Genomic DNA, 26,165 nt, shown 5'->3' with positions numbered 1-26,165 from the left:
TAGGAAGCTCTACTCCAGGTCGTCGTGGGCAACCAGGCGGCGGGCGGCCTCGGTGATGGTGCCGGACAGGGACGGGTAGACCGCCAAGGAATCTGCCAGCTGGTTCACGGTGAGCTGGTTGGTCACGGCGACCGCGATGGGCAGAATGAGCTCGGAGGCAGTCGGGGCAACGATCACGCCACCGATGACGCGGCCGGAGGTCGCACGGCAGAAGAGCTTGACAAAGCCGTGCTGCAGCGAGCGCATCTTGGCGCGCGGGTTAGTGTTCAGCGGCATCATGACGGTGCGGGCAGCAACCTCGCCGGCCTCAATCTCAGCCTGGGTAAAGCCCACAGCTGCAATTTCCGGGCGGGTAAACACGGCGGTGGCCACGGTCTTCAGACGCAGCGGGGACACGCCCTCACCCAGGGAGTGATACATCGCGATACGACCCTGCATCGCAGCAACGGAAGCCAGCGGGAACAGGTCGGAGCAGTCACCAGCGGCGTAAATACCAGCAACGTTGGTGCGGGAGACGCGGTCGACCTCAATGTGACCGGACTTCGTGGTGGCCACTCCAACATGTTCCAGGCCTAGGTCCTTGGTATTCGGGATGGAACCGATGGACATGATGACGTGGGAGCCGTGGATTTCGCGACCGTCCTGGGTCTTGACCACGACGTTGCCATCCTCAGTACGGGAGACGGTCTCCACGCGGCAGTTCTTCTCCAGTTCCACGCCACGCTCGGCCAGGACGGTCTCGAGGACGTCGGCAGCATCGGCGTCGTCGTGCGGCAGAATGCGGTCGCGGGACGCCACCATGGTCACGCGCACGCCCATCTCGGCGAAGGCAGAGACGAACTCCGCACCGGTCACACCGGAACCGACCACGATGAGGTGCTCCGGTTCCTCCTTGAGGTCATAGACCTGCTGCCAGGTCAGGATGCGCTCGCCATCCGGCTGCGCGCCCGGCAGGATACGTGGGGTGGCACCGGTGGCAACGAGGACAAGGTCCGCCTCAAGGGTTTCGGTGGTGCCATCCTTATGGGTGACATCGACCTTGTGAGCTGCACCTTTCACACCGTGCTGGTCTTCGGAGAATGCGGCACGGCCATCGATAACCTGAACGCCGATCTTTTCTAGGCCCGCACGCACGTCACGGGACTGATTAGCGGCCAGCGCCTGCACGCGCCCATTGAGCGCCTGCAGGTTGAGCTGCAGCGAGCCGAGCTCGTGATTCAGGCCCATGTCATCCGCGCGGCGGAAGTCGGTGCGGATATTGGCGCCTGCAATAAAGGACTTCGAGGGAACGCAGTCCAAAAGAACGGAGGAGCCACCAGGGCCCTGTTCCTCAACCAACGTAATATGTGCGCCGTACTTGGCGCCGGCAGTCGCGGCCTCGTAGCCAGCGGGGCCTCCACCAATGATTACGATGCGGGGGGCTTCCTGTGACAATGTCGCTCCTTAAATTAAATTCTGGGAAATCCGTGTCACAGTCTAATGCTTAAGGCCCTAATCCTCCACGTTGGCGAATTGTTCCGCCACCGACCCGAAGAGCTTGATGCCCACGCCGATTGCACGCTCGTCTGGAGCCAAATCGCCCATGTGGAGATCGTGCTGCTCACCTTCGCCAGACCAGCAGCCCAGACGGGCCATGGAGCCGGGAACCTTTTCTAGGTACCAGGAAAAATCCTCACCGCCGGAGGACTGAGGCGCCTGGACCACGGCTTGTGGGTCGATGGCTTGGGCGGCGCTGGCGAGGAGGGCGGTCGAGACATCGTCGTTCAGCACCGGCGGAACCCCACGGTGGTAGACCAACTCGTGCTCAACGCCCAGTGGTGCCAGAACCTGATCCACGAGTTCAGAGAACAGAGTCTGCATCTCACGCCAGATGCCAATGTCCGCGGTGCGCATGGTGCCCGATACGGTACCGGTCTCCGGAATGGCATTCGGGGCATATCCCGAATTGACCTGGCCAAAGACCAACACCGTACCGGTACGGGGGTCAACGCGTCGCGACAATAGCCCCGGCAAATCAGTCAGGAGCTTGCCCAGCGCATAGACGACGTCCGCCGAGAGGTGCGGGCGCGACGTGTGACCACCCGGGCCAGTCACGTTAATTTCCAGGACATCGGTGGCGGAAGTGATAGCGCCCGCGCGAACGCCAATGCGCCCGACGCGAAGCTTGGGCTCGACATGGACGGCGAAGATGGAGTTCACACCCTCAAGCGCACCCCACTCAATAACGTCGGTGGCACCGCCAACCCACACTTCCTCAGCGGGCTGGAAGATCACTCGGACGCCGAAGTCGAGGGGGTGCTCGCGGTGGAAATCAGCCAACGCGCAGGCAGTGGCCAACGCAATGGTGGTGTGGATGTCATGGCCGCACGCATGCATAACGCCGGGTACTTCAGAGGTGTACTCGAGCCCGGTGACCTCGGTGACCGGAAGGGCATCGATATCCGCACGGAATGCCAAACGGCCAAGTTCCGTGTCAGGGCCGATGTCCACCATGAGTCCGGTCTCAGGGAAAAGCTGCGGCTCCAGGCCATACTCACGCAGGGTGCGGGCGAGGAAGCGAGTGGTTTCCACCTCATTGTTGGAGGTTTCCGGGTGACGGTGAATATGACGGCGCCACGCGATGACCTCTGCGCGGTGGTTGGTGAACCACTCACTCACATAATCTGAGATCACTGCTTCCTCCTCCATGGTTTTCTATGGGGAAGAGTCTACAACTAGACCATGCGGTTCAGTTAGTCGGGCAGGTCAGACACTAGATATACTGAGTGGTCTGCGGTTTCCCAGGGTGACTTTTAAAGATCGATATTGCGCGGACCGTACAGGCGGTCACCAGCGTCGCCCAAGCCTGGAACGATGTAGGCATCGTCGTTGAGCTCGGGGTCGATAGCCGCAGTCACGAGGCGAACCGGCAGGCCAGAGTTGGCGAGGGCATCAACGCCCGGCTGCGCGGAGACCATACAAATGGCGGTGATATCCGTGGCACCGCGATCTGCCAACAGCTTGAGGGAATGCAGTAGGGAGCCACCCGTGGCGAGCATAGGATCGACAACGAAAACACTGCGACCGCTGAGATCCTCCGGCAAGGCTTCAAGGTACGGGACCGGCTGGTGCGTCGTCTCATCACGCGCCATGCCAATGAATCCCACCTGGGCATCAGGAATCATCGACAGGGCCGGGTCGACCATGCCCAGGCCAGCGCGAATGATGGGGACGACAATCGGCGGATCCTGCAGGCGCGTGCCGTCCGCAGTTGCAACGGGAGTCGTGCAGTCGAAATGCTCAACGGGAAGGTCGCGGGCTGCCTCGTAGACAAGCATGGCGCCGAGATCACGCAGGGCAGCGCGGAAAGCGGCGTTATCGCTGCGGGCATCGCGCATAAGGGTGAGACGGGATGTGGCGAGGGGGTGGTCTACAACGTGGATATCCATGTCCACCACTCTATAAGAGTTGGGCGGGAACCGATTGGCAGGTTGGGCAGTCTAATAGGACATGACTGACTTCGATACCTTTGCCATTGATACCGAATACACGCGCCGCTTGGCGCACGAGCTTGTTGAGGCCTCTCAAGACTCCCCTACTCCCCCTCCTGTGTTGCCGAATGACCCCGTCCTACAGGGTTTTACGAGTGCACTCGATGCAGCCTTAGAGAACCTGTCTGCTCGGCTTACCCAGGTCAGAGCCGATGCCACTGCGGTGGCGGAGTCTAGTTTCCGCATGGCGCGTGAGGCTGAGGATGCCGATCATGCGCTCGCCAGCGCGTGTGGGGGTCTGTGATGTTGGAATCAGCTATTGCCCAGATCGCCCGGATGCAGCCAGCACAGCTACCCAATGTGGGATTGCCCACCGTACCGGACCTCACTGCAGCGGGCCCCTTGGCGGAGATTGCGCATGGAGATCCGCAGGCGCTTTTCGACGTCTCCCGGCAGGCCACCGAAGACATCTCCACCGTGCATTCGGCACTGGGCTCCGCGCGGAGTTTGATTTCAGCAACCATCCGGGACCTCGTAGGGCTGGGTTTTGAGCTTTTGCAGCGCGGCCTTCCGCTCGCCCTAGGTTTGCTTGTCCCCAACCCGGCTGCTCAGGCCGCTGCGCGTTCCGCACTGCAGGCTCTGGCCATGGAGTACATAGGCAAAGCGATGGTGCGCATCAAACGCCTTGCTGGAGAACTACTCCAGGCAGCCGCTCCCCTAGTGCCGATCGGTCAGCGTGCCGTACGGCCCGCAGTCCGCGGCCGTCAGGACAGCACCGATGTCACCGTGGCGCGCCATGCACTTAGGGAACCTGCAGTCGAAGGCGGTTCCGAGCAGGGACAGGCCGCAGCACAGGCAGCCCTATCACAGGTGGGAACGCCCTATGGATGGGGAGGAACGGGCAACGGGAACTTCGATTGTTCAGGACTGACGCAGTGGGCGTGGCGGCAAGCCGGAGTGGAGCTGCCCCGGACCGCGGAAAGCCAAACAGTGGGCCGGCAAGTCAGCGCCGAAGAGCTACAGCCAGGTGACCTCGTGGTGTGGGATGGGCACGTCGCCATGTACTCCGGCGACGGACAGATCGTTGAAGCGGGCAGCCCGGTACAGACTGGACCACTGCGCACCAACAACATGGGGATGGCTTTCAAAGGCTTCTGGAGGCCCACAGGGTAGACTGTTTCCCCATGAACACACGCGCGATTGTCCCCATCCAGCTCTCTTTGTCTGAAGGCGATTTCTATACCCTATGGGCGCCGAAGTGGCGTCAGAATGGTTCCGAATGGCAAGCCTTCCTTGGCGACGATGAGTCGGTCTTGTTGTTCCATACCGAAGCCGACATGCTGTGCTTCCTCGAGTCGGACAAGAAGCATGACCTGCTTGACCACCCCAAGTGGGAAGTCTTTAACTCCCAGGCTGCGGACCGAGTCGTGCCGGTCAAGAAGCACGTCTATGACCTCGTCGGAATGCCGAAATACCTGGCAGGCCGCCCCAGCCACGAGAACGTATCCTCGGTAGCTCGTTGCTTGGAGGTTGCGCACGCGCTCGCCGAAGTCTCCGCCGCAGAGCACACGGTCATTTTCTTTGCCTCGCACTCTATTCTGCGCAACCCTGCGCGCGGCGCGGATCATTACGCCGGTGACGCAGGTTTGAACGAGTGGTCTGGACTGGGCAGTGTCATTCATGCGAACTGGCGCGGGGTTATTGAGGACCTCGACAAGGTAGTCAAGATCGTGCCCTCCTCTGACTTTGCCGAGGATGCAACGGCGAACGCGGCTACCCGCATCTCCGCGGCCACGGAGGCTGCCGCCGAAGCTCGCAAGAAGGCTGAGGAAGATCGCAAGGCCGCCGCAGAGGCAGCTGACCCATATGACAGCTCCCCGTGGGCTGCCGCCGGTATCGACCCGGTAAAGATCACCGCTAACCAGAAGTCGGTCTACACCCTGCGCACCTACCTGGATGGCAAGCCAGTCTTCCTGGGCAAGTGGGGCGAAATCTTCACCTTCCCCACCTCCAAGGTGCTTACCCGCTGGATCATGGAAAACGATGACCACGACCTAGCAAAGGTTTCCACCTGGGAAGAAGTCGTTGCTGCAGCCAACGCGGGCGAGCTCGAGGTCACCGTTCACCCCGATAACCAGTACACCTTCAATGGCATCGTCCGTGACATTGAGAAGGGCCCCGAGTCTGTCGATAGCGACCAGATGGGCCGCTGCTATGAAATCTGCGCCGATGCCGCCGACTGGGCTGGCGATGATTCCATCAACTCCTACATGCTGCAGAACCCACGCTTCCAGGATTACCTGGGCTACATGCTGGGTTCCACCGAGCACGCAGGTTACGTTCCCTCCAAGCCCTACACCGAGCACGCGGAGTCATGGAAAGGCCTGGAGGAGATGCTGACGAAGCGCTTCTCGCGCTTCTAATGAGCGCCTAAAAATCAGCACCTAGTCAGTGGCGGAGAGGTCTTCTTCATCGTCTGCAACGTCAGCGTCTTCAGCAAACTCCGGGTCCGCGAGTTTTTCGTACGCGGGCAGGATTTCCTGTTCGATGAGGCGCTGGCGGTCCTCCTCGCTGGCGAAGGAATTCTCGATGGCCTTGATGGTCAGGTCGAAGAACTCCTCGAGACCGTAACCAAAGGTCTCACTGAGTGCCACGAAGACATCACTGAGCTTGTTGCCCGCGACGGTGCAAGTGAAGCCGAGCTGCTGCAAAAGCGGCAGGGGGTGGTCGGCGAGCTCCTCGGCCGGAAGCTCCTCAAGAGGCGCGAAAGTCAGAGCAATGCGGCGATCACGTACCCATCCCGACGCCTTACCTGGGCGAACACCATCAAGGTCAGCGCTGAAATCATCAATGAGATCCGTCGCGTGAACAAGGCGGGTGGCACCCGCACGCACGGCCGCCACCGCCTCGTCATAGGACGTGGCATCGAAGTCCCACGGAATAAACTCCTCGCGCAGCGCAGGAGCCTTGGTGAGATCGCTAAGCACCACGCCCGCCGCATGCTCACTAGCATCGCCGTGGACAACCAGTCGCGCATCGATCCCCGGTACCTCAAGACCCTCAGCGGCTGCCGCCAAGGCCTCATCGCGTGAGAAGGGGAACGAGTCGGCGGGGAGGCGGAGTTCGGCGTAGACCACGTGGTCGTCGACAAGCGCCTGCACCACGGAACGAGTGGCCGCGCGCAGCTCCTCCGGGGTGGAAGCGTCCGCCGGCAGCGGTACGAACAGCGTGACCTTGGGCAGGGAGGCAAAAATTTCGGCTCCAGAGTCCTTGTTTTCGGGGCTAATCAAAGGTGCGTCATGCATGGGGTTCATCCTAGGGCGGGGTCTAGGATTAAGCACGTTATGAAACATGTCTCCGCGCTTATCGCTACCCTCACGCTGCTCATCACCCCACCGGCGTACGCGGAGGAATCCGACGAGACATCTTCGTCCCTGCCCACCCGCACCACAGCACCCGATACTGATTCCTGCCCGCACTCGCTCGTCCCGGCCGAGCCGAGCACGACCTCTGAGGAGCTCGCCCCCGGTCAGGCCACGCCTACTCCTCTGCCGCCGGTGGACGGCGCCGCCTGCGGGGTCACGGCGCCGCGTGGTTTTAAGGTCAACAAAGACGTTGTGGCCTCAGCATGGATGGTCAGTGACCTCGACACGGGTGAAATCATCGCAATGAAAGATCCCAATGGGCGCTACCGCCCGGCGTCGATCATTAAAGCCCTGCTGGCGCTCGTGGTGATTGAGGAGCTCCCGTTGGACCAGCGCATTACCGCCACGCTGGAAGACGCTTCTGTTGAAGGTTCCGCCGTTGGTATTGGGCCGGAAGGTACGTACACGGTGGAGCAACTGTTGCAGGGCCTGCTCATGGCATCAGGCAACGATGCCGCACATGCTCTGGCAACCGCGCTAGGTGGCGACGAGGACACCCTCCGCAAGGTGAATGAGAAGGCCCGCGAGATTGGCACGCGCTCCACCGTCGCGGCGAGCTATTCAGGGCTCGATGCGGCGGGGATGTCGACATCTGCCGCGGATATCTCGCTCATCTATCGCGAGGCTTTTGCCAATGACACCTTTGCGCGCATCGTCGATACCGAACACGTGGATTTTCCTGGCTGGGGCGAGATGCCCGGCTACGAGCTCTGGAATGACAACGGGCTCTATCTCAATGACCCTGATGGCATCGGCGGCAAAACTGGATATACCGAGGACGCGCAGCACACCTTCGTCGGTGCCATTGATCGCGACGGGCGCCGCCTGCAGGCCGTCATCTTGGACACCACCGTCGATCACGGTTTTAGGGCCTGGGAGCAGGCGCAGATGCTTCTCGACGAATCCTCCACCGTCACCCCCGGTCATGGCGTAGGCCAGCTGGAGGATTTCTCAGCGCAGGCGGCTGAGGAAACCACAGTCGTTCCGACGCCCACTCCGCCTACCCCTACCGAGGCCCCAGAAACGACTCAGCCCCGCTCATCCTCATCGTTCGAAGATTCGCAGGGTTGGATCGGTTGGATGGTGGCGGGGCTCGTCGCCTTGCTCGTGGTGGTAGTGGCTACTTTTTCACTACTTCGGCGTTAGCCATGATGTCGTGCTGGCCGCGCAGCGCGTTCTTGGGGCCAATGGTGGTGACCACGTAAAGCGCGCCAACGAAAGCCACAAGTGGTCCAATGAGCGGCACCAGGGAGGCCACGCGCCACCAGTTGCGCTTAATGCTCTGCTGCCAGGAGAGATTCTTGTGTGTTGTCACGTCACGGACGGTGTAACCAGCGATCAGCTTTGCGGGTGTAGCACCGAGGTAGACCTCGGAAACAAGGTAGTAGGCCACTGTAAACAGGCTGGATGCCCCCATCACGAGGGCGGCGTGCGCATTGGGATCAGAGAGGCCAAAGCTCACGACGGCTGAGACGACGACGGCTGCAATGATGTAATCGAGAATTGCCATGAGCACGCGGTTGCCGGGGGTAGCGCGCTGGGAATCGTGCGACGGAGCCGGGCTGGGGTCGATAGAAACCGGCTGAGATTCGGGGCTAAAGCTTTCTGCGCTGGAAGCTTGTGTACTCGAAGCGTCTGTACTCGGAGCTTCTGTGCGCCAGCGCCCGGTTTCCGCGAACTCTTCCAGTTGGCGCCACGTCGGCTGGCGCCCGCTGCCCAATCCCTGATCGTAGGTGGCGCGGGACGAAGGCTCGCACAGAATGCGGGCGGCCACCGCTATCTCCTGGCGCTCGACGTCCTCGGGGATGTAGCCGATGTCCTCGAGGTTGGTATCGGCTGCCGCGAGCTGCACGCCTAGTTCGTTCGACGTCGCCTGTGGCTCAAGGGTGAAGTGGGTATACAGATTCGGTGCAGGGGTTTCGGGAAGCACGAGCCTACTTTCGGCGGAACAGGGCCACAGCGCTGGCAGCAACCGCACCCAGGGCAGCACCTGCGCCCAGGGTCACGCCCGTGCTCGGGCCCTTCTTGATTTCGTTGCGAACGCGGATGACTGCCTGAGCTGGGACAGGCGGCTCGAGCAACTCAAGGGATTCCTCGGTGGTGGCGGTCCAAGCAGATACATAGAGCACAACGCGCCACACCAGGTACATGACAACCATGAGGACGATGACCGGTCCAAAGACCGCGCCCGCTGGGTTACCCGTCGCTGAGGACATGATGACGGTGGATAGCTGCTTCAGGACCTCAAAGATCACAGCGCCGATAAGCGCGCCAATGAGACCAGACTTGGTGGGCACCTTGGTGCGCGGCAGGAAGGCCACCATCCACCAGAAGACAAGGAAGTTCGCGATGAGACCAATGACAATACCTGCCACAACAAGCACCGCATCCATGCCGGGGAAGGCTTCAATGCCTACCCATTCGAAGACCTTCTGGGTCAGACCAGAAGAACCAGCCGCGGTAACGCCGAACGCAACCACCAAAGCAAGAAGCAGGCCGATAAGACCCAGCAGGTCACTGAGCTTCTTGGTCACAAAGTTGCCCGGAGCGTCATTGGGATCCTGCATCCACATGGCGGAAATGCCAATACGCAGGTTGTTCATCCAGCCCAAGCCGGACCACAGGGTGGTCAGACCACCGATGCCGTACATGGCACCGCGCTGATCGATGGCCGTCTTCAGCAGCTCAGTAATGGAATCACCAAGATCACCCGAAACAGAGTTGGCAATCTGCTCTTCCAGCTGCTGCATCAAGTCTGGGCGGTTGGCCAGCACCGTAGCCACACCGGCGACAACGAGCATGAAAATCGGGAAGATAGCCAGAACCGAGAAGTAGGTAATACCCGCGGCAAACTGGTTGCCGCCTTGGCTGCCGTAGCGGTCCAGCATCTTCATAATGTGGTCGATGAAGCCAGACTTCTCACGGACCTTGTCTACCGCACCCGGTTCATCGGCATGCGCGCGCTCGATACCGTATTCATCGGTCTTCTTCTCATCAGTGCGTGTCGTTGGTGCCACGGGCACACCCCTTTTATGTTGTCTATTAAACGTCCCTCATATGCTAACCAACTCAGCCGCGACGTGCGGGGAGGAAGCCCACCGCCTCGTAAACCTTGTCCACGAGTGGCGCAGCAATCTCCGTCGCGCGCGCAGCACCCTCGGCCAAAATGCGCTCGAGCTCGCCGCGGTCTTCCATGAGCTCGTCGTAGCGAGCCTTAAGCGGAGTGGTAAACGCCTCTAGGGCTTCGGCCGTATCGACCTTGAGGTGGCCATAACCTTGGCCGGCGTACTTCTCCACGAGGGCATCAATGCTCTCGCCCGTCAGCGCAGACTGAATGGCCAGCAGGTTGGACACGCCCGGCTGCTTCTCGCGGTCAAAAGCCACCACACCGAGGTCATCGGTCACGGCGGACTTGATGCGCTTGGCGGAGGTCTTAGGGGCGTCGAGAAGATTGACAATGCCCTTCGGGTTCGCGCCTGACTTCGACATCTTGGAGGTCGGCTCCTGCAGGTCATAAATCTTGGCCGAGCCTTCCGGGATGAAGGGCTCCGGAACGCGGAAGACCTCGCCGTACTTGTTGTTGAAGCGCTCCGCCAGGTTGCGGGTGAGCTCGAGGTGCTGGCGCTGGTCCTCCCCCACCGGCACATAGTGCGGGGAATACAGAAGAATATCGGCGGCCATGAGCATGGGGTAGGTAAACAAGCCCACCGTGGTGCGATCCTGGCCCTGCTTGGAGGACTTGTCCTTGAATTGGGTCATGCGCGAAGCCTCACCGAAACCGGTCAGACACTGCAGCACCCAGGTCAGCTCCGCATGCGCGGGCACGTGGGATTGCACAAAGAGGGTAGATTTCGCCGGGTCAATACCCAAAGCGATGAGCTGGGCGGCACCCGCGATAGTGCGGTGACGCAGCTCCTCCGGGTTCTGCTCCACCGTGATGGCGTGCAGGTCCGGGATAAAATAAAAAGCCTCGTAGCTCTCCTGCAGGTCAATCCACTGCTTGAGAGCTCCGAGGTAATTGCCCAAGTGGTAGGAATCCGCCGTGGGCTGGATTCCCGAGAGGACTCGGGATGCGGAGGACGATGCAGAAGTGGAGTCAGTCATGGTTGACCACTCTACTCTGCCGCCGCCTCCGCGCGGCGTTGTGGGCCTTAAATCTTGCGGGAAGTCGGGCTAATAACGTCCATCATGACGGCGAAACCGGCCACCATGAATGCACCACCGACGCCCTGGAGGACAATCGGTCCAAGGAAGGCGAAGGACGGGCCAACAATGGTCCACCACCAGATACCCAAGGCAAGCAGAATAGCGCCGAGGACGAAGTAGATGAGTGCGCGGGTCATGAAGATCTCCTGCGAAATAGAAAGGACGTTAATTCGGACTTATCGTACCACTACTTGTATTCGGCTACTTATACTCGACGAGAAGCGGGGAATGGTCAGACCAGCGCTGCTCCACCGTCGGCGCCTTTTCCACCCAGGTGCGCTGCGCGCGCTCCAGCATGGCCTTCGTGGCGGCCTGATAGTCAATGCGCCAGCCTGCATCGTTGTTGAAGGCTTGGCCGCGGTAGGTCCACCACGTGTAAGGCCCGTCCGCCTCCGGGGCAAGGCGCCTGGCGACGTCAAACCACTGCGGGTCCGCCGCCGCCTCCCAGGCGGTCTTCGTGTCATAGTCCACCACGCCGAGCCAGTCCCCGAGCCCTTTCTTGGCCTGTGGTTCGGCATCCGGGAAGGCGCCAAAAACGCGGTCCATAAAGGCGCGCTCCTCCGGCAGGTGGCCGGACTTCTTCTCGTTAGCCTTGTTGTTCTTCAAGTCCTGGGCGCGGTGGCAGATGTTCCAGTCGCCGCCGATAACCGCCTCCGGGTAGGTCGCAGCAATGTCATCCAAAACTTCAGAGAACTCATCCAAGAAGAGGTACTTTTCATCCTGCTTCGGGGAATCCACATCACCGGAAGGCAGGTACAGAGAAGCAACGCGCACACCTTCCACCGTGGCGGCGATGAAGCGGCCGGATTCGGCGAAGGAGCCGAAGCCCACGGAGACGTCGCCAAGCGCATGCTTCGATAGGATGCCCACGCCCGCACGACCCTTCGCGGCAGATTCGGCCTGAACCAGGTTCCATCCGGCCTCCAGAGCTGGGGCCAGGGCCTTCTGAGTCTGCTCGGGGTTGGCGCGCACCTCCTGCATGAGGACGACGTCGGCAGGCGTAGTCTCCAGCCACGCATTCATACCGGGGTTGTCGTCATTGCGCTGTTTGCAGGCCGCGCGGATGCCATTGACGTTAACGGAGGCGATGGTGAAACTCATGCCGGTCAGTCTAACGGTGTTCGATGATCTTTACGGAAGGGCCCAAGCGACGCTTGTCCCACATGGTGACAAACCAGGTAAGAATGCCAGACACGGCCAAAGCAGCACCCGCCAGCGCGGTGGAATTATAGGAATAGCCCGCGCCCACGACCACGCCGCCAATCGCAGCGCCGGCCGCATTCGCGATGTTGAGGGCAGACTGGTTCAACGCCGCCGCGAGGGTCTGCGCATCCCCCGCCACGTTGACTAGACGCAGCTGCAGCGACGGAACCAGGATAGAGCCAAAGAAGGCGAGGACGCCGAAGACAACCGTGCCCGCCCACGCGTTGTGCGCCACGAAGTAGAAGGTCACGGACACACCGACCATGCAGATGAGCGCAAAAATGATGCCGAATTCCAGGTTGCGGTCCGCCAGCGCACCGCCGGCGACGTTGCCGGTGGTCATGCCGATGCCATACGCCATGAGTACAAGCCACGTGTGGCTCGGGTCCATACCGGCGACCTCCGTCATAGTCCACGTGATGTAGGTATAGACGGCAAACATGCCGCCGAAGCCCACGGTGCCGAGGAACACGGTGAGAAGCACCTGGCTGTTTTTCAGCGCACCGAGCTCAGTAAACATATCCGTTTGCGGCATGCGCGTCATGTGCGGAAAGAGGAAAAAGAGCAGTACCATCGTCAGCCCAGCAATGGCCACGACTAAGAAGTACGCTGCATGCCAACCCAACTCTTGGCCCAACGCCTGGGCTGCTGGCACACCAATCACGGTGGCAACGGACAGGCCCATGCCTACCATCGACATGGCAAACCCCTGCCGTCCAGGAGGCGCCATGGACACTGCCGCCAGATTTGCTACGGAAAAATATGCGCCGTGCGGCAGACCCGCGATGAAGCGGGCCGCGAGGAGGACTCCGTAATTCGGGGCCAGGGCTGTGAGCAGGTTACCCACGAGCAAAAAGCCAATGAGCAGGATAATCAGGCGGCGGCGTGGGAGTGTGCCCGTGAGCGCCGCAATGACCGGCGCGCCCACGACGACGCCAAGCGCGTAGACGGAGATGACTACCGACGCCGCATCTTCCGTAATGCCGAAGTCATCCGAGATGAGCGGCAAGAGGCCCATCGACGTAAATTCCGTCGTGCCGATGGCGAAAGCGCCCAGCGCCATGGCAATCATGACGATGGTGCGGCGCGATCGGGAAATCTCTGTTTGGCGTGGGACAGGGCGGCGCTTGATGCGGGTAGCTGGCTTCATCGGGTTCACGTGGGCAGACCTTAGTACTTCCCTTGCGGGGCCCGTAAGCTCAGACGGGCAGGTTGCGCCAAGTCAACACACCTCCCCCACAGGTGGCACGTGTCACACGGGGGCCGCCACGCGGCGATAACAAGACAGGTATCCTGTTAGGTTGAACAGTTTTCAACTAATCGAGGAGAACCATGGCTAAGATTATCTGGACCCGCACCGACGAGGCGCCGCTGCTGGCGACCTACTCTTTCAAGCCGGTTGTGGAGGCCTTCGCTTCCACCGCAGGTATTGAGGTAGAGACCCGCGACATTTCCCTGGCCGGTCGCATCCTGGCCCAGTTCCCGGAGCGCCTTGGTGACAAGAAGGTCTCCGACGCCCTGGCTGAGCTTGGCCAGCTGGCGAAGACCCCTGAAGCTAACATCATCAAGCTGCCGAATATCTCCGCGTCCCTCGTGCAGCTGAAGAAGGCCATTGCTGAGCTGCAGGCCGCTGGCTTTGATCTCCCGGAGTACGAAGAGGCTCAGGAAAAGTATGACGCCGTCAAGGGCTCCGCTGTGAACCCGGTTCTGCGTGAGGGCAACTCCGACCGCCGCGCCCCGATTGCTGTCAAGAACTTTGCTAAGAAGAACCCGCACAAGATGGGCGCGTGGTCTGCTGATTCCAAGACCAACGTGGCCACCATGGAGGCAGATGACTTCCGCCACAATGAGAAGTCCGTCATTATCCCGGAGGAAGACACCCTCTCCATCGTCCTGAAGACCGCCGAGGGCGAGCAGCCCCTGCTGGAGAAGCTGCCGGTTCTTGCCGGTGAGGTCGTCGACGGCACCTTCATGTCCGCCAAGGCTCTGGATGAGTTCCTCATCGAGCAGGTCAAGCGCGCTAAGGAAGAGGGCGTTCTCTTCTCCGCTCACCTCAAGGCCACCATGATGAAGGTGTCTGACCCCATCATCTTCGGCCACGTGGTGCGTGCTTTCTTCGCTGACGTCTTTGAGAAGTACGGCGAGGAGCTCGAGGCCGCTGGCCTCAACGGCGAGAACGGCCTGGGCGCTATCTACGAGGGTCTGGACAAGCTGGAGAATGGTGCTGAGATCAAGGCTGCCTTCGACGCCGCGCTTGTCGACGGTCCGGACCTCGCCATGGTCAACTCCCACAAGGGTATTACCAACCTGCACGTTCCGTCTGACGTCATTATCGACGCCTCCATGCCGGCCATGATCCGCACCTCCGGCCACATGTGGAACAAGAACGACGAGGAGCAGGACACCCTCGCCGTCATCCCGGATTCCTCCTACGCCGGCGTCTACCAGGCGGTTATTGAGGACTGCAAGGCTAACGGCGCCTACGACCCGACCACGATGGGTACCGTCCCGAACGTCGGCCTCATGGCTCAGAAGGCTGAGGAGTACGGCTCCCACAACAAGACCTTCAAGGTGCCGGCAGCCGGCACCGTCGAGGTTCGAAACTCCAAGGGCGAGGTTCTCATCTCCCACGACGTGGAGGAGGGCGACATCTGGCGCGCCTGCCAGACCAAGGACGCCCCGATCCAGGACTGGGTCAAGCTGGCCGTCAACCGTGCCCGCCTGTCTGGCATGAAGACCATCTTCTGGCTCGACCCGGAGCGCGGCCACGACGCCAACCTCATCGAGCTGGTTAAGAAGTACCTGCAGGATCACGACACCGAAGGCCTCGACATCTCCATCGAGGATCCGGTCACCGCGACCAAGATCTCCGTCGAGCGCATCCGCAAGGGCGAGGACACCATTTCCGTGACCGGTAACGTCCTGCGTGACTACAACACCGACCTCTTCCCCATCCTCGAGCTGGGTACCTCCGCAAAGATGCTGTCCGTGGTTCCGCTCATGGCTGGCGGCGGCCTGTTCGAGACCGGCGCCGGCGGCTCCGCCCCGAAGCACGTCCAGCAGGTCCAGGAGGAGAACCACCTGCGCTGGGATTCCCTCGGCGAGTTCCTAGCCCTGGCTGAGTCCTTCCGCCACGAGCACAACACCAACGGCAATGCCAAGGCTGGCGTCCTGGCCGCTGCCCTGGACAAGGCCACCGAGACCCTGCTGGATGAGGGCAAGTCCCCGTCCCGCAAGGTGGGCGAGAACGACAACCGCGGCTCCCACTTCTTCCTGACCCTCAACTGGGCCAAGGAGCTGGCTGCACAGACCGACGACGCCGAGCTGGCCGAGGCCTTCAAGCCGGTCGCTGAGGCTCTCGAGGCCAAGGCTGGCGAGATTGAGCAGGCGCTTCTCGACGTCCAGGGCTCCCCCGTCGACCTCGGCGGATACTACGCCCCGAACGAGGAGAAGCTCAACCAGACCATGCGCCCAGTCGCTGCCTTCAACGACATCATTGATGGCCTGAAGAAGTAAATCTGCGCTAGGCGCTTAACAAAAGACCGCTTCGTCTCCTCCTTGGAGTTCGAGGCGGTCTTTTCTTGCTTCATTAGCCGCAAACCGGCCCGAAACCACAGATTCGGGCGCTATTTTTACCCGTTGAGCTGCGAGAACTTTTTCTTGACTGTTTCTTGCTTCTCGCGCATACTCTAAGCATGACTCCCATCAATTCTGCGCCCGAGGAACAGCTTGTTGCCCGCATAAAACGGTTTACAGCACTTCCTGCTGAGCTACCGTGGCTCGAATTAAAGGTAAACGGGCTTTCCTCTGGCTCGGAGATTGCAAAGTATGCCTGCGCTTTAGGCAACTCAGCGCGTCTGCACGATGAACCAGCGGGATACCTCATATGGGGAGTAAACGATGACCACAAAGTCGTTGGGACGTCGTTTAACTGGCAACGCGCAAAAGGGAAAGGCAACGAAGACCTACTCCCCTGGCTCAACCGCGTCATTAGTCCGGCACCTGATCTGACCTTCGACGAGGTAACGGTTGATGGGCACCTTGTTGTACTTCTGCGTATACCAGCTGCCTTGTCTTCCCCGTATTCTTTCGATGAAAAGCGTTATTTTCGCAAGGGCAGCTATGTCAAGAATCTCATGGATTTTCCCAATGAAGAACGTCAGCTCTGGCAGAAACTCAACCAGTTCGAATTTGAAAACACTGTAGTTGCTGAGAACCTTGAGCCCGAATCAATCACCGAACTTCTTGATCCCGAAGCCTTCTTCCTCAACCGACCAGAGCTCCCTCGCACGACCGGCGATGCCCTGATCGATACGCTACGAACCGCTAAGGCCATCTCCTACTCACACGAGCAAGGCTGGCATATTCCGGCATGGTCCGCGCTCATGTACGCACGTTCCCTTCAGGACTTTCCAGAGCTGCGCGAGCGTGCTCCCCGCGTCATGCATTTCAAAGGCACCTCGCGCACCGAAGTAGAACGTGAATGGGAATTCACTGAAGGATACGCATCTTCCTTCACTCACATAGTCACGCTTTTTAACACCATTCGCCCAGGCGGCGAACATATTGATTCCAGCGGCAAGCGCGTGGTAACTCCACTGCTACCAACGGTGGCCTTCCGCGAGGTCCTAGCAAATGCGCTCATGCACCAGGATCTCGAGCAACGTGGCCGATTCTTGACCGTAGAGATTTTCAGCGATCGAGTCGAAGTAACCAACCCTGGTACCCCTCTCATCGATCCCCAAAGGTTCATTGACTCGGCTTCCACCACCCGCAATACCTATCTTGGCGAGGCTTTGCGCCTGGCACACTTCGTCGAACAGCGAGGAAGCGGCTGGGACAAGATCGTTTCTTCACTTGAAGCGGAGCATTTCCCACCTGCGCTCATCCGCGCCAACGGAAGTACCACAGTGTCCCTCAGCGCCTACCGCCCATTCGCGCTGATGACTATGGAGGAAAAGACCCAAGCCGTATATCAACATGCTTGCCTTCGCTTCCTCGAGAACCTTCCCGTTAACAATTCGTCGATCCGTCAGCGCTTCGGGCTGAAAGACTCGCAAGCGGCTCAGGCCACTCGCCTGCTTGCTGCCACCGTCGAGGAAGGCCTCATCCACCCTTACGATCCCAGCGCAGGCCCGCGCTCATTGCGTTATGTTCCGTTCTGGAGCGAATAGGAACCGCTTTCTTGCTTCATTAGCCGCAAACCGGCCCAAAACCACAGATTCGGGCGCTATTTTTACCCATTGAGCTGCGAGAACTTTTTCTTGACTGTTTCTTGCTTCTCGCGCCTTATTTCGCGCGTTTTCATCCTTTGAACACCGAGGAACCCAGTTAGTTAAAAAGTTTTTCAATTTTCGGGAACCGAGAAACCATCGCCTCCGACTACTAGTGCAGTTGATATCAGCGCCTGTCCATCGCCCCTACTGAGCGTCCCGCGAACGTTCAGCAGGTGCCCTTTACCCCTAGACCCCCGAAAGAGCACTACATATGAGTCGGACGGCTCTGCGATCCTTCATTCAGCGCATTCACTTTTATGGCGGCATGTTCGTCGGCCCCTTCATCTTCATTGCGGCATTGACTGGCTGCCTCTACGCCGTGGCGCCTTCCCTGGAGAAGGTGGTGTACCGCGACGTCATGACCGTTCCGGCGGTCGAGTACCCAGTGAGCTTGGAGGAACAAATCCAGGCCGCACAGCACGAGCACCCAGACATGCCAGTCACGCAGGTGTGGCCAGCCACGACACCGACGGATTCCACGCGCGTTCTGGTGTCCGATGACAGCATCGATGAGAGCCTCCAGCGCACCGTCTTCATCGACCCCGCAAGCGCCAAGGTCATCGGGGACTACCCCACGTACTCCGGCCTGGGAGAGATGCCGCTGCGTCGCTGGATTTCCTCCCTGCACGAAAGCTTCCACCTGGGCAAGGTCGGCGAGCTCTACTCGGAGCTGGCCGCATCCTGGCTGTGGGTCATGGCCTGCGGTGGCCTGTACATGTGGTGGATTCGCCGCCGACCCAAGAACAAGGCAACCGCGAACACCGCGCAACTGCAGCCCAAGCGCTCCGCACGCTGGAAAGCTACCCGTCTGCATTCCACCATTGGTGCCTGGATCTTCATCGGTCTTCTTGGCCTCTCTGCCACCGGTATCACCTGGTCGGGCCTGGCCGGCGACAACGTCAATTCTCTAGTCGAGCGCATGCACTGGAAGGCCACCCCCATCAACACCTCCCTCGCGGATGCACCGGCTTCGACCGACCACGAGCACTCGGGACATGCAGGACATGAGCACGGTGGGGCCGTGGGGGCGTCGCCAAGCGTGAGCGTGGCTGCCGAGGCCGAGCGCGTCCTCGCCACCGGCCGCGCCGAGGGACTGACCGGCCCACTACGTATGTACCCGCCGGAGGACGCCCACTCCGCCTGGCAGGTCAGCGAACGCTGGGTGGAATGGCGCACCACCTCCGATGCGGTCTCCGTAGACGGCGCTACCGGCGAGGTCATCGACCGCCAGCCTTTCTCCAGCCTGCCGCTGTTCAGCAAACTCAGCAGCTGGGGCATCTACCTGCACATGGGCATCATGTTCGGGCTACCACTGCAGATTGCGCTCCTCGCGCTGGGCCTCGCCACCGCCGCGCTCGTGGTGCTGGGGTACTACATGTGGTGGAAGCGCCGCCCGCGTTTCCTGCCAACCACTCACTTCTCGTGGGCCACGACGGGATTGGGCGCGCTGTTTGCCGCCACCGTCGGCGTCTTCCTGCCGCTTTTGGGAATCACGCTAGCGGCGTTCCTAGTTCTCGACGTCATCCTCATTCACCGCAGCCGCAAGCCACAACAGAAGAAGCTAGTGAAAGCCATCACATAGAGCAGGGTGCATAGGTACGGTAGTTTCTTATGACTAACCCACTTCTAACTCCCTCCACGCTGCCCTATCAGCTCCCGCCGTTTGTGGAGATCAAGGTCGAGCACTACCGTCCCGCTTTTGACAAGGCGCTAGCGCTTCACGACGCCGAAATCGCCGCCATCACCGACAACCCCGCCGACCCCACGTGGGAAAACACCGTGGAGGCGCTCGAGTGCTCCGGCCAGGACCTCGACCGCGTCATGGCGGTGTTTGGCAACCTCTCCGGCACGGATGTCACCGAGGAGATGGAGGAGATCGCCGCCGACATCTACCCGCGCCTCTCCGCGCATTACGACGCGATCTACCAGAACGAGGTGCTGTATGCGCGCCTCAAGGAGGCCACACCGCCTGCCGACGACGCGGAAGGTCAGCGCCTCCACGATCACCTCCTGCGCACCTTTGCCCGCAAAGGCGCGGACTTGGATGCTGACGGCAAGGCCCGCCTGTCCGAGATCAACCAGCGTCTATCCGCGCTCTCCGAAGAATTTGGCCGCAACCTCATGGCCTCCACCCGCGAGCGTGCGGTTTCCTTCACCGAAGAGGAACTCGAGGGCCTGCCCGCCGAGCGCATCGCCTCCGCCAAGGCCGATGCCGAAGCATTAGGCCGCGACGGTTTTGTCATCCCGCTGGAGCTGCCGACCGTGCAGTCGGAGCTGAGCCGCCTGGTGCGGGAGGATGCGAGGGCGAGGTTGTACGGGGCGTCGGCAAGCAGGGGCTCCGAGAACAACATCCCGGGGCTCATCGAGGCCGTCCAGCTGCGCGCCGAGCGGGCCGAGCTGCTGGGGTACGCCACGCATGCCGACTACGTCATCGCCGAAGAAACCGCCGCGACTGCCGACGCCGCCCGCTCCATGCTCCACGACCTCGCCCCCGCCGCCGCGGCCAACGCCGCCGGTGAGCAGAAACTCCTCGCTGAAGAGGCTGAGCTCAACGGCCAAGGCTTCACCGCCGCCGACTGGCCCTACTGGGAGTCCAAGGTCCGCGCCCGCGATTTCTCCCTCGATGAGGAAGAGCTGCGCAAGTACTTTCCTCTTGACCAGGTTCTGGAGAAAGGCGTGTTTGCCGCCGCCGAACGCCTCTACGGCATCACCGTAACCCCGCGCGATGACCTCGAGGGCTACGCGGAGGAGGTCCGCGTGTGGGAGGTGATTGACGGAGACGTCAATCACGGGGACAAAGGAATCGGTCTCCTCCTCACCGACTACTTTGGGCGCCCCACCAAGCGCGGCGGCGCGTGGATGAGCGAGTTCGTGGGCCAATCCCGCCTGCTGGAGCGCAAGCCGGTCATCGTCAACGTCATGGGCATCACCAAACCCGCCGACGGCTCGCAGCCCCTGCTGAGCATGGACGAAGTCCGCACCGTCTTCCACGAGTTCGGTCACGCCCTGCACGGCCTGCTTTCCGACGTCTACTACCCCACCTTCGCCGGCACCAACGTCCCGCGCGATTGGGTGGAATTCCCGTCGCAGATCAACGAGAACTGGGCGCTCGATAGGTCTCTAGTCAAGGAGTATGCGCACCACGTCGACACCGGCGAGCCAATCCCCGACGAGCTTCTCGACGCCATCACTGCCGCCTCCGAGTTCGGCCAAGGTTTCGCTACGTCGGAGTATCTGGGGGCGTCGATCATCGATCTCGCGTGGCATTCCCTGAGTGCTGCCGAGGCCGCCAAGCTTGAGGCCACCCCAGAGGCCGTCGCCGAATTTGAGGCCGAAGCCTTGCGCGCTGCTGGCTTGGATAACCCGCTCATCGCGCCGCGCTACCGCTCGACGTACTTTAATCACATCTTCGCCGGTGGCTACTCCGCGGGCTACTACTCCTACCTATGGGCCGAGGCCCTCGATGCCGATGGTTTCGAGTGGTTCAAAGATCAGTCCGACCTGCGCGCTGCCGGCCAGAGGTTCCGGGAGGTCATCTTGTCCAAGGGCGCGTCCCGCGACTTCACGGAGGCCTACCGCGAGTTCCGCGGCCGCGACAAGGACGTCGCCCCGCTGCTCAAGCGCCGCGGCCTCGCCGGCGCCTAGTACCCACGAAGCCTGACCCGCGCAGAACGCTGACGAGCACACACCAAGAGCTCGGCGCCTAATGCCGAGCTCTCAAGCTGAGTGCCGACTAGTTATCCACAGATTTCGTCGGATGGCTAGACCGGGGCTTGGCGGCAGGATGGGGTGCTTTTAAGCTGCGGGCATGAGATTACAGACATTCTTCGCCGCACTCGGCCGGGCCATTGACCTGGTGGCCGAGTGCGCGGGCCTGTCTGAATCCGACCTCGTGTCTTTTGGTGCTACGCCTGCCGACGCCTCCCTCCTCCTCTCCCTTCACCACACCTACTTCGGGCACACGGCCTCCACCCGGAAGCAGCGCACCGCCGCGGAATCCGCCCGCCGTCGAGGCCACGGATTGGTTACTTTGCAGCTCATCGAAAGCTTCGTGTCCAAGGTCCGGGACCACAATAAAGCGTGGGACCTGCGCGTAGAGCTGTGCCAGACCAGCGCGGAGCTGGTGGAGAATGTCGCCCGCAAGCGCCTGCGCGAGATGCGTAAGCCTCGCACGTATGCCGAGCGCGCCAAGCTCACCCAGCACGACAACGGACTGGCCACGCTCACGGTGACGGCGGATTCGCTGGAGCTTACCGACGTCTTCAAGGGCATCGACCAAGACCGCCCCGGCGCAAGCTTCCTGGAAAACCTTGAGGGCGGCGGCGTGAAGACTCAGGTAACTGCCATGGCAGTCCTACAGATCGATGACTACGCCGAGCTGCTCAAGGGCAATACAGACAAAGATGGTGAAGAATTCATTGTCCGCACTACCGATGGCGCGACGATGACCGGCGCGCAGCTGGTGGAACGCACCATGCTGGACAAGGGCATCATCGTGGCGGTCAGCCGCGAGCACGGCCCGCTCGATGTCTTCCGCTCCCAGCGTTTTGCCACCTCAAAGCAGCGCCTCGCGCTGGCCGCGGAGAATCCATGCTGTGCCTGGAAGGGCTGCAAGGTTCCTTTTGAGAAGTGCCAGATCCACCACATCAAAGCCTGGGCCCGCGGCGGGCCGACCAACATCCTCAACTTGGTGCCGCTGTGCCCGTATCACAACGGCGTCAACGACGATGACCCCGATGCCCCGCCCTCACGGGGCCGAATGGATCGCATCGGTGGGCGCACCGCATGGCTTCCGCCTTACGACGCCTCCCCAGTCTTCACCAGCCCTTTCAACTAGCACCAGCAATTTCAACCAGCACCGCTGTCTGCTGTTGCTCGCCCACCACCACGCTTCTCTTGCTGACACCCCGCTTGGTAGCCTTCCTCGCGGGGGCTTCGGCGCGCTTGATGAATTCGGGCGCGATTGGCCTGCGCGTGTTTACTCTGGGTTTGGACAAATTGGGGGGCTGATTAGCCTGCGTTGCGCAGCGCTGTGGCGAGGCCGTTCATGGTGACCTGGATGGTCTTGGACACGAGGAACTGGTCATCGCCCTGACGGTAACGGCGCAGCAGCTCGAGCTGCACGGCGTTGAGCGGAAGCAGGTATGGATAGCGGCGCTTGAGCGAGCGTGCCTGGCGCTGGTTCTCACTAACCAAGTCCGCGTTGCACGTGACCTTAAGATAGACCTCGCGGGTGCGCTCGAATTCCTCCGAGATGAGGGTAAAGATGCGGTCGGCGGTGGCTTTATCATCGACCAGGTTGGCGTAGAGGCGCGCCAACTGCATCTCCGCCTTCGCCATCACCTGGGCCATGTTAGAAAACACGGAGCGGAAGAAAGGCCACGTGCGATAAAGCTCGCGCAGCTCCTCCCAGCGCGCCTCCACGTCTCCAGTGGCTGTTGCTTCTCCGTCGCCGGCCTGCCCCACTCCTGCTGCCCCCTCTTCGGCTGTCGATCCTCTGGAGGATTGCTGTACCCAGGACGTCACCGCGCTTCCCACACCGAACCAGCCCGGGATGTTGGTACGGGACTGAGACCACGACAGCACCCACGGAATCGCGCGCAGGTCCGAAATCGCGGTGGTCTGCTTGCGGGAAGTCGGGCGCGAGCCGAGGTTAAGCTCGCCAATCTCGTGCAGGGGCGTGGATTGGGTGAAGTAGGAGATAAAGCCGGGGTCGTCGACAAGCTGGCGGTACGCCGTACCGCTCAAGGACGCCAGCTCGCGCATGATGTCGTAGGCGCGCTCGGGGTCCGCGATCGGCTCGGTATCGAGCAACGAGGCCTCCAACGCACCAGAAACGAAGGCTTCCAGGTGGCGGCGCGCGGTCTCCGGCGCTCCATACTTCGCAGAAATCACCTCGCCCTGCTCGGTAATACGCACCGAACCCGACACCGCGCCCTTCGGCTGCGCCAAAATCGCATCATAGGTCGGGCCGCCACCGCGACCAACCGCCCCACCCCGGCCATGCGCGAGGCGCAAACCAATACCGAAGCGTTGACACAGCTCCACCAAGTCAAGCTCGGCGTCGTACAGCGCCCAGTTGGCCTGCAGGTAGCCGCCATCCTTGTTGGAATCGGAGTAGCCCAGCATGACCTCCTGGATGTCACCACGCGAGCGCAGGTGCTCGCGATACACCGGCACTGCCCACAGCTTCTCCAGAATCCCGGCGCCGGCCTTCAGATCCTCGATGGTTTCAAACAGCGGCACCACGTCCACCTGTTTCAGCCCCACTTCCTTGAGCAGCACCATCGGCTCCAAAATATCGGAGACCGTTCCCGTCATGGAGATAATGCAGTGCGACACCGACTCCGGCCCCAAATCCCGCACCGCCCGCGCGGCCGCTCGGAAGATCCCCAGCTCCTTGGCGGTGTCCTCGCTAAACTCAGCATTTGGGAAAAGCAGAGGGCGGTTGGTCTGCAGTTCCTTTACTAGCAGCTCGATTTTCTCCTCCTCGCCGAGCGCGCGATACTCCTCGACGATGCTCGCTTCCGCGAAAATCTCCGTCAGCACGTTCTCGAAGGACTCCGAATTCTGACGCATATCCAGCGAATAGAGGTGGAAGCCAAAGGTCGTCACGGCAGAGCGCAAACGTGCGAGGCGGTCATCGGCGATGATGTCGTCATTGAACTGGCGCAGCGAACGGTCGATCACATCCAAGTCACGCTTGAGTTCCTCCGGCGAGGCATACGCGCTTGCCGACGTCCCCCTCTTCTCACCCTTCACCTCCTGCAGCGTTGCCTTCACACGGTGCCGGATGCCGTAAATGGCGCGGCGGTATGGTTCGTCGACGCGGGATTCTTCGGTGTTATTTGCGGCGTCGGCAAGCGCGCCCAGTTCCTTGGAGCTGGAGGAGTAGCGGTCGGAGAGGGAAAGCTCGCGCTCCAACTCGGCCAGCTGCTCTTCGTAGTAGCGCAATACCGTTTTCGCAGCTTTGCGGGTGGCGTAGGTGAGGGTGTGCTCGGTGACATAGGGGTTCCCGTCATGGTCGCCGCCGATCCAAGAACCCGGGCGCACGACCGGGGAATCCGGCAGCTGCTGGCCAAAGGTTTCGCGCATGGCGTGCCGGATGGCGCGGTTGAGGGCGGGGACCTGGTCGAGCAGGGAAAGCTTGTAGTAGCGCAAGCCAACGTCCACCTCGTCTTCCAAGGTGGGGCGCGCGATGCGGATAAGCGCGGTCTGCCACAGCAGCGTCATGCGCAGGTACATCTCTTTTTCGATCGCCGCCATGTCGCCGCCGCGGTGCGATTGAGGTTACCCTCGTTTAGTGGACACCCTATTTGTACGGATCTTGTGTCCGTAAGAGAGGATGTTCATTGTGAGTCAACAGCGCAAGAAGTACACGCCGGAGTACCGGCGTGAAGCCGCGAACCTGGTAATCGAGTCAGAGCGACCGATCGCTCATGTGGCTAAGGAAATCGGTGTTTCCGCCGGGCTTTTGGGCCGGTGGGTCAAACTCGAACGTGAACGCCGAGGATCCTCCGATGGGATGAGCGAGGCTGACCTCCGAGCTGAGAATGCTCGTCTGCGCCGGGAGCTGGCAGAAGCCAAGATGGATAACGAGTTTTTGTCAAAAGCGACAGCCTTCTTCGCCGCGAAGCAACGCGAGCAGAAAAGTTCGAACTAATGCAGCAGGAGAAGGCGAACTACAGCATCAAGCGCATGGCACGACTATTAAAAGTATCTCGGTCTGGATACTACAAATGGGCCCATGCGCAGCAGAAACGACTATCCGGCGAAGATGATCGGGCAGCATTTTACGATGATGTTGACCGAAAGATTCATCAGATTTGGAAAGACTCCGATGAGGTTTATGGTGCTCCGCGGATCACCGCAGAGCTTGCCGAGCGCTACCAGATCACCTTGAATCGCAAGACTGTGGCTAAACGGATGCGCATGATGGGCATTGAAGGGATTTCACCGCGTGCCTTTGTCCCGGTGACAACGATTCAAGCCAAGCGTAAGTCAACTCTTCCTGACCTGGTCAAGCGCATGTTTGATACTGGTCAGCTCAACCGAGTGTGGATGTCAGATATTACCTACCTGCGCACCGGTGAGGGCTGGTTGTACTTGTGCGCGGTCCGCGATGGTCATTCCCGCAGGGTACTGGGCTGGGCTATGGATAGCGTTCAAGACACACACCTGGTTGAACGGGCCCTGCGGATGGCGCATACGCTACGCGGTGATGTTCCTGATGGGCTGGTGTTTCACGCTGACCGCGGAACGCAATTTACCAGTGAGAAGCTCTGGGAGGTCTGCCGCAACCTGGGCATTGCCCAGTCTGTGGGGCGTACTGGTGTGTGCTTCGATAACGCGATGGCTGAGTCGTTCTGGTCGACGCTAAAGACTGAATTCTATGACCGGCAGCGCTGGGCGACCCGTGATGCTGCACGCAAGGCCGTTGCCTACTGGATTGAAGTCGTCTACAACCGCCGGCGCCGGCACTCTGCACTCGGGATGGTCAGCCCCGTCGACTTCGAAAACCACATTGGTCTAACCACCAGTAGAAAAGAAATAGCTGCCTAGCCACTAGGTAGCTCCACTACGTG

General features: G+C 61.0%; 20 protein-coding genes and 1 pseudogene. 10 read left to right on the top strand and 11 right to left on the bottom strand.

What is annotated here, in order from left to right:
• Window positions 1-9 precede the first annotated feature (9 nt).
• From I6J26_RS08555 to upp, 3 genes are all read right to left on the bottom strand, one after another.
• A complete protein-coding gene (locus I6J26_RS08555) occupies window positions 10-1,434 on the bottom strand; it encodes an NAD(P)H-quinone dehydrogenase (protein WP_039673950.1) in 1,425 nt (474 codons plus the stop codon).
• 57 nt (window positions 1,435-1,491) lie between these two features.
• On the bottom strand, window positions 1,492-2,688 hold the full coding sequence (locus I6J26_RS08550) for a M20 family metallopeptidase (RefSeq protein ID WP_395858287.1): 1,197 nt from the start codon (window positions 2,686-2,688) through the stop codon (window positions 1,492-1,494).
• Window positions 2,689-2,792: 104 nt separating this feature from the next.
• Entirely contained in the window at window positions 2,793-3,428 is a 636-nt protein-coding gene (upp, locus tag I6J26_RS08545) for a uracil phosphoribosyltransferase (protein ID WP_039673948.1), read from the bottom strand.
• A gap of 61 nt (window positions 3,429-3,489) precedes the next feature.
• On the opposite strand from upp, the gene I6J26_RS08540 reads away from it, so the two are divergent.
• Genes I6J26_RS08540 through I6J26_RS08530 form a run of 3 tightly spaced genes read left to right on the top strand, consistent with a single transcriptional unit; the run spans window position 3,490 to window position 5,893 of the window.
• Window positions 3,490-3,774 carry a hypothetical protein gene (locus I6J26_RS08540; protein ID WP_115021241.1) on the top strand — a complete coding sequence of 95 codons (285 nt, stop codon included), beginning with the start codon at window positions 3,490-3,492 and terminating at the stop codon, window positions 3,772-3,774.
• The gene (locus I6J26_RS08535; RefSeq protein ID WP_115024230.1) at window positions 3,774-4,643 is read left to right on the top strand and encodes a C40 family peptidase; all 870 of its coding nucleotides are present in this window, start codon (window positions 3,774-3,776) and stop codon (window positions 4,641-4,643) included. Before I6J26_RS08540 ends, I6J26_RS08535 begins: the two co-directional genes overlap by 1 nt.
• An 11-nt stretch (window positions 4,644-4,654) precedes the next feature.
• The gene (locus I6J26_RS08530) at window positions 4,655-5,893 is read left to right on the top strand and encodes a hypothetical protein (protein WP_115021240.1); all 1,239 of its coding nucleotides are present in this window, start codon (window positions 4,655-4,657) and stop codon (window positions 5,891-5,893) included.
• A gap of 21 nt (window positions 5,894-5,914) precedes the next feature.
• Here I6J26_RS08530 and I6J26_RS08525 read toward each other — a convergent pair whose 3' ends face one another.
• The gene (locus I6J26_RS08525) at window positions 5,915-6,775 is read right to left on the bottom strand and encodes an adenosine deaminase (RefSeq protein WP_181815334.1); all 861 of its coding nucleotides are present in this window, start codon (window positions 6,773-6,775) and stop codon (window positions 5,915-5,917) included.
• A gap of 39 nt (window positions 6,776-6,814) precedes the next feature.
• On the opposite strand from I6J26_RS08525, the gene I6J26_RS08520 reads away from it, so the two are divergent.
• On the top strand, window positions 6,815-8,041 hold the full coding sequence (locus I6J26_RS08520) for a D-alanyl-D-alanine carboxypeptidase family protein (RefSeq protein WP_115021238.1): 1,227 nt from the start codon (window positions 6,815-6,817) through the stop codon (window positions 8,039-8,041).
• Here the strand turns inward: I6J26_RS08520 and I6J26_RS08515 are convergent.
• The 6 genes from I6J26_RS08515 to I6J26_RS08490 form a co-directional block, all read right to left on the bottom strand.
• Window positions 8,016-8,825: an RDD family protein gene (locus I6J26_RS08515; RefSeq protein ID WP_115021237.1), complete on the bottom strand. Its 810-nt coding sequence runs from the start codon at window positions 8,823-8,825 to the stop codon at window positions 8,016-8,018. The genes I6J26_RS08520 and I6J26_RS08515 overlap by 26 nt on opposite strands.
• A 4-nt stretch (window positions 8,826-8,829) precedes the next feature.
• Window positions 8,830-9,912, bottom strand: coding sequence for a YhjD/YihY/BrkB family envelope integrity protein (locus tag I6J26_RS08510; protein WP_115021236.1), 1,083 nt, complete (start codon window positions 9,910-9,912; stop codon window positions 8,830-8,832).
• Between the two features lie 52 nt (window positions 9,913-9,964).
• Window positions 9,965-10,999, bottom strand: coding sequence for a tryptophan--tRNA ligase (trpS, locus tag I6J26_RS08505; protein ID WP_115021235.1), 1,035 nt, complete (start codon window positions 10,997-10,999; stop codon window positions 9,965-9,967).
• Between the two features lie 47 nt (window positions 11,000-11,046).
• Window positions 11,047-11,238, bottom strand: a complete 192-nt coding sequence (locus I6J26_RS08500; protein ID WP_115021234.1) for a hypothetical protein — start codon at window positions 11,236-11,238, stop codon at window positions 11,047-11,049.
• A 64-nt stretch (window positions 11,239-11,302) separates the two neighbouring features.
• The gene (locus tag I6J26_RS08495) at window positions 11,303-12,202 is read right to left on the bottom strand and encodes an exodeoxyribonuclease III (protein WP_115021233.1); all 900 of its coding nucleotides are present in this window, start codon (window positions 12,200-12,202) and stop codon (window positions 11,303-11,305) included.
• A 10-nt stretch (window positions 12,203-12,212) separates the two neighbouring features.
• Window positions 12,213-13,454 carry an MFS transporter gene (locus I6J26_RS08490; RefSeq protein ID WP_115024229.1) on the bottom strand — a complete coding sequence of 414 codons (1,242 nt, stop codon included), beginning with the start codon at window positions 13,452-13,454 and terminating at the stop codon, window positions 12,213-12,215.
• A 182-nt stretch (window positions 13,455-13,636) separates the two neighbouring features.
• Here I6J26_RS08490 and I6J26_RS08485 point away from each other — a divergent pair, with 182 nt between their 5' ends.
• The 5 genes from I6J26_RS08485 (at window position 13,637) to I6J26_RS08465 (ending at window position 22,417) form a co-directional block, all read left to right on the top strand.
• The gene (locus I6J26_RS08485; protein WP_115021232.1) at window positions 13,637-15,820 is read left to right on the top strand and encodes an NADP-dependent isocitrate dehydrogenase; all 2,184 of its coding nucleotides are present in this window, start codon (window positions 13,637-13,639) and stop codon (window positions 15,818-15,820) included.
• A gap of 179 nt (window positions 15,821-15,999) precedes the next feature.
• Complete coding sequence (locus tag I6J26_RS08480) at window positions 16,000-17,478, top strand: RNA-binding domain-containing protein (protein ID WP_115021231.1); 1,479 nt, start codon at window positions 16,000-16,002, stop codon at window positions 17,476-17,478.
• 313 nt (window positions 17,479-17,791) lie between these two features.
• Entirely contained in the window at window positions 17,792-19,162 is a 1,371-nt protein-coding gene (locus I6J26_RS08475) for a PepSY-associated TM helix domain-containing protein (protein ID WP_115021230.1), read from the top strand.
• 29 nt (window positions 19,163-19,191) lie between these two features.
• The gene (locus I6J26_RS08470; protein ID WP_115021229.1) at window positions 19,192-21,225 is read left to right on the top strand and encodes a M3 family metallopeptidase; all 2,034 of its coding nucleotides are present in this window, start codon (window positions 19,192-19,194) and stop codon (window positions 21,223-21,225) included.
• A gap of 163 nt (window positions 21,226-21,388) precedes the next feature.
• On the top strand, window positions 21,389-22,417 hold the full coding sequence (locus I6J26_RS08465; protein WP_115021228.1) for an HNH endonuclease signature motif containing protein: 1,029 nt from the start codon (window positions 21,389-21,391) through the stop codon (window positions 22,415-22,417).
• 173 nt (window positions 22,418-22,590) lie between these two features.
• Here the strand turns inward: I6J26_RS08465 and ppc are convergent.
• A pseudogene (gene ppc / locus I6J26_RS08460) lies at window positions 22,591-24,837 on the bottom strand (phosphoenolpyruvate carboxylase); the annotation flags it as partial.
• Window positions 24,838-24,925: 88 nt separating this feature from the next.
• Here ppc and I6J26_RS08455 point away from each other — a divergent pair.
• Window positions 24,926-26,142 (top strand): IS3 family transposase gene (locus tag I6J26_RS08455; RefSeq protein ID WP_115021451.1). Its coding sequence is split into 2 segments (ribosomal slippage): window positions 24,926-25,187 and window positions 25,187-26,142, totalling 1,218 coding nucleotides; the frame shifts between segments, so codons are not numbered across the junction.
• The last annotated feature ends 23 nt before the right edge of the window (window positions 26,143-26,165 follow it).

Source organism: Corynebacterium minutissimum, from assembly GCF_016889765.1.
Classification (GTDB): Bacteria; Actinomycetota; Actinomycetes; order Mycobacteriales; family Mycobacteriaceae; genus Corynebacterium; species Corynebacterium minutissimum_B.
Note: the sequence above shows the minus strand (reverse complement) of the source record. Positions and strands in the feature narration are given on the sequence as shown.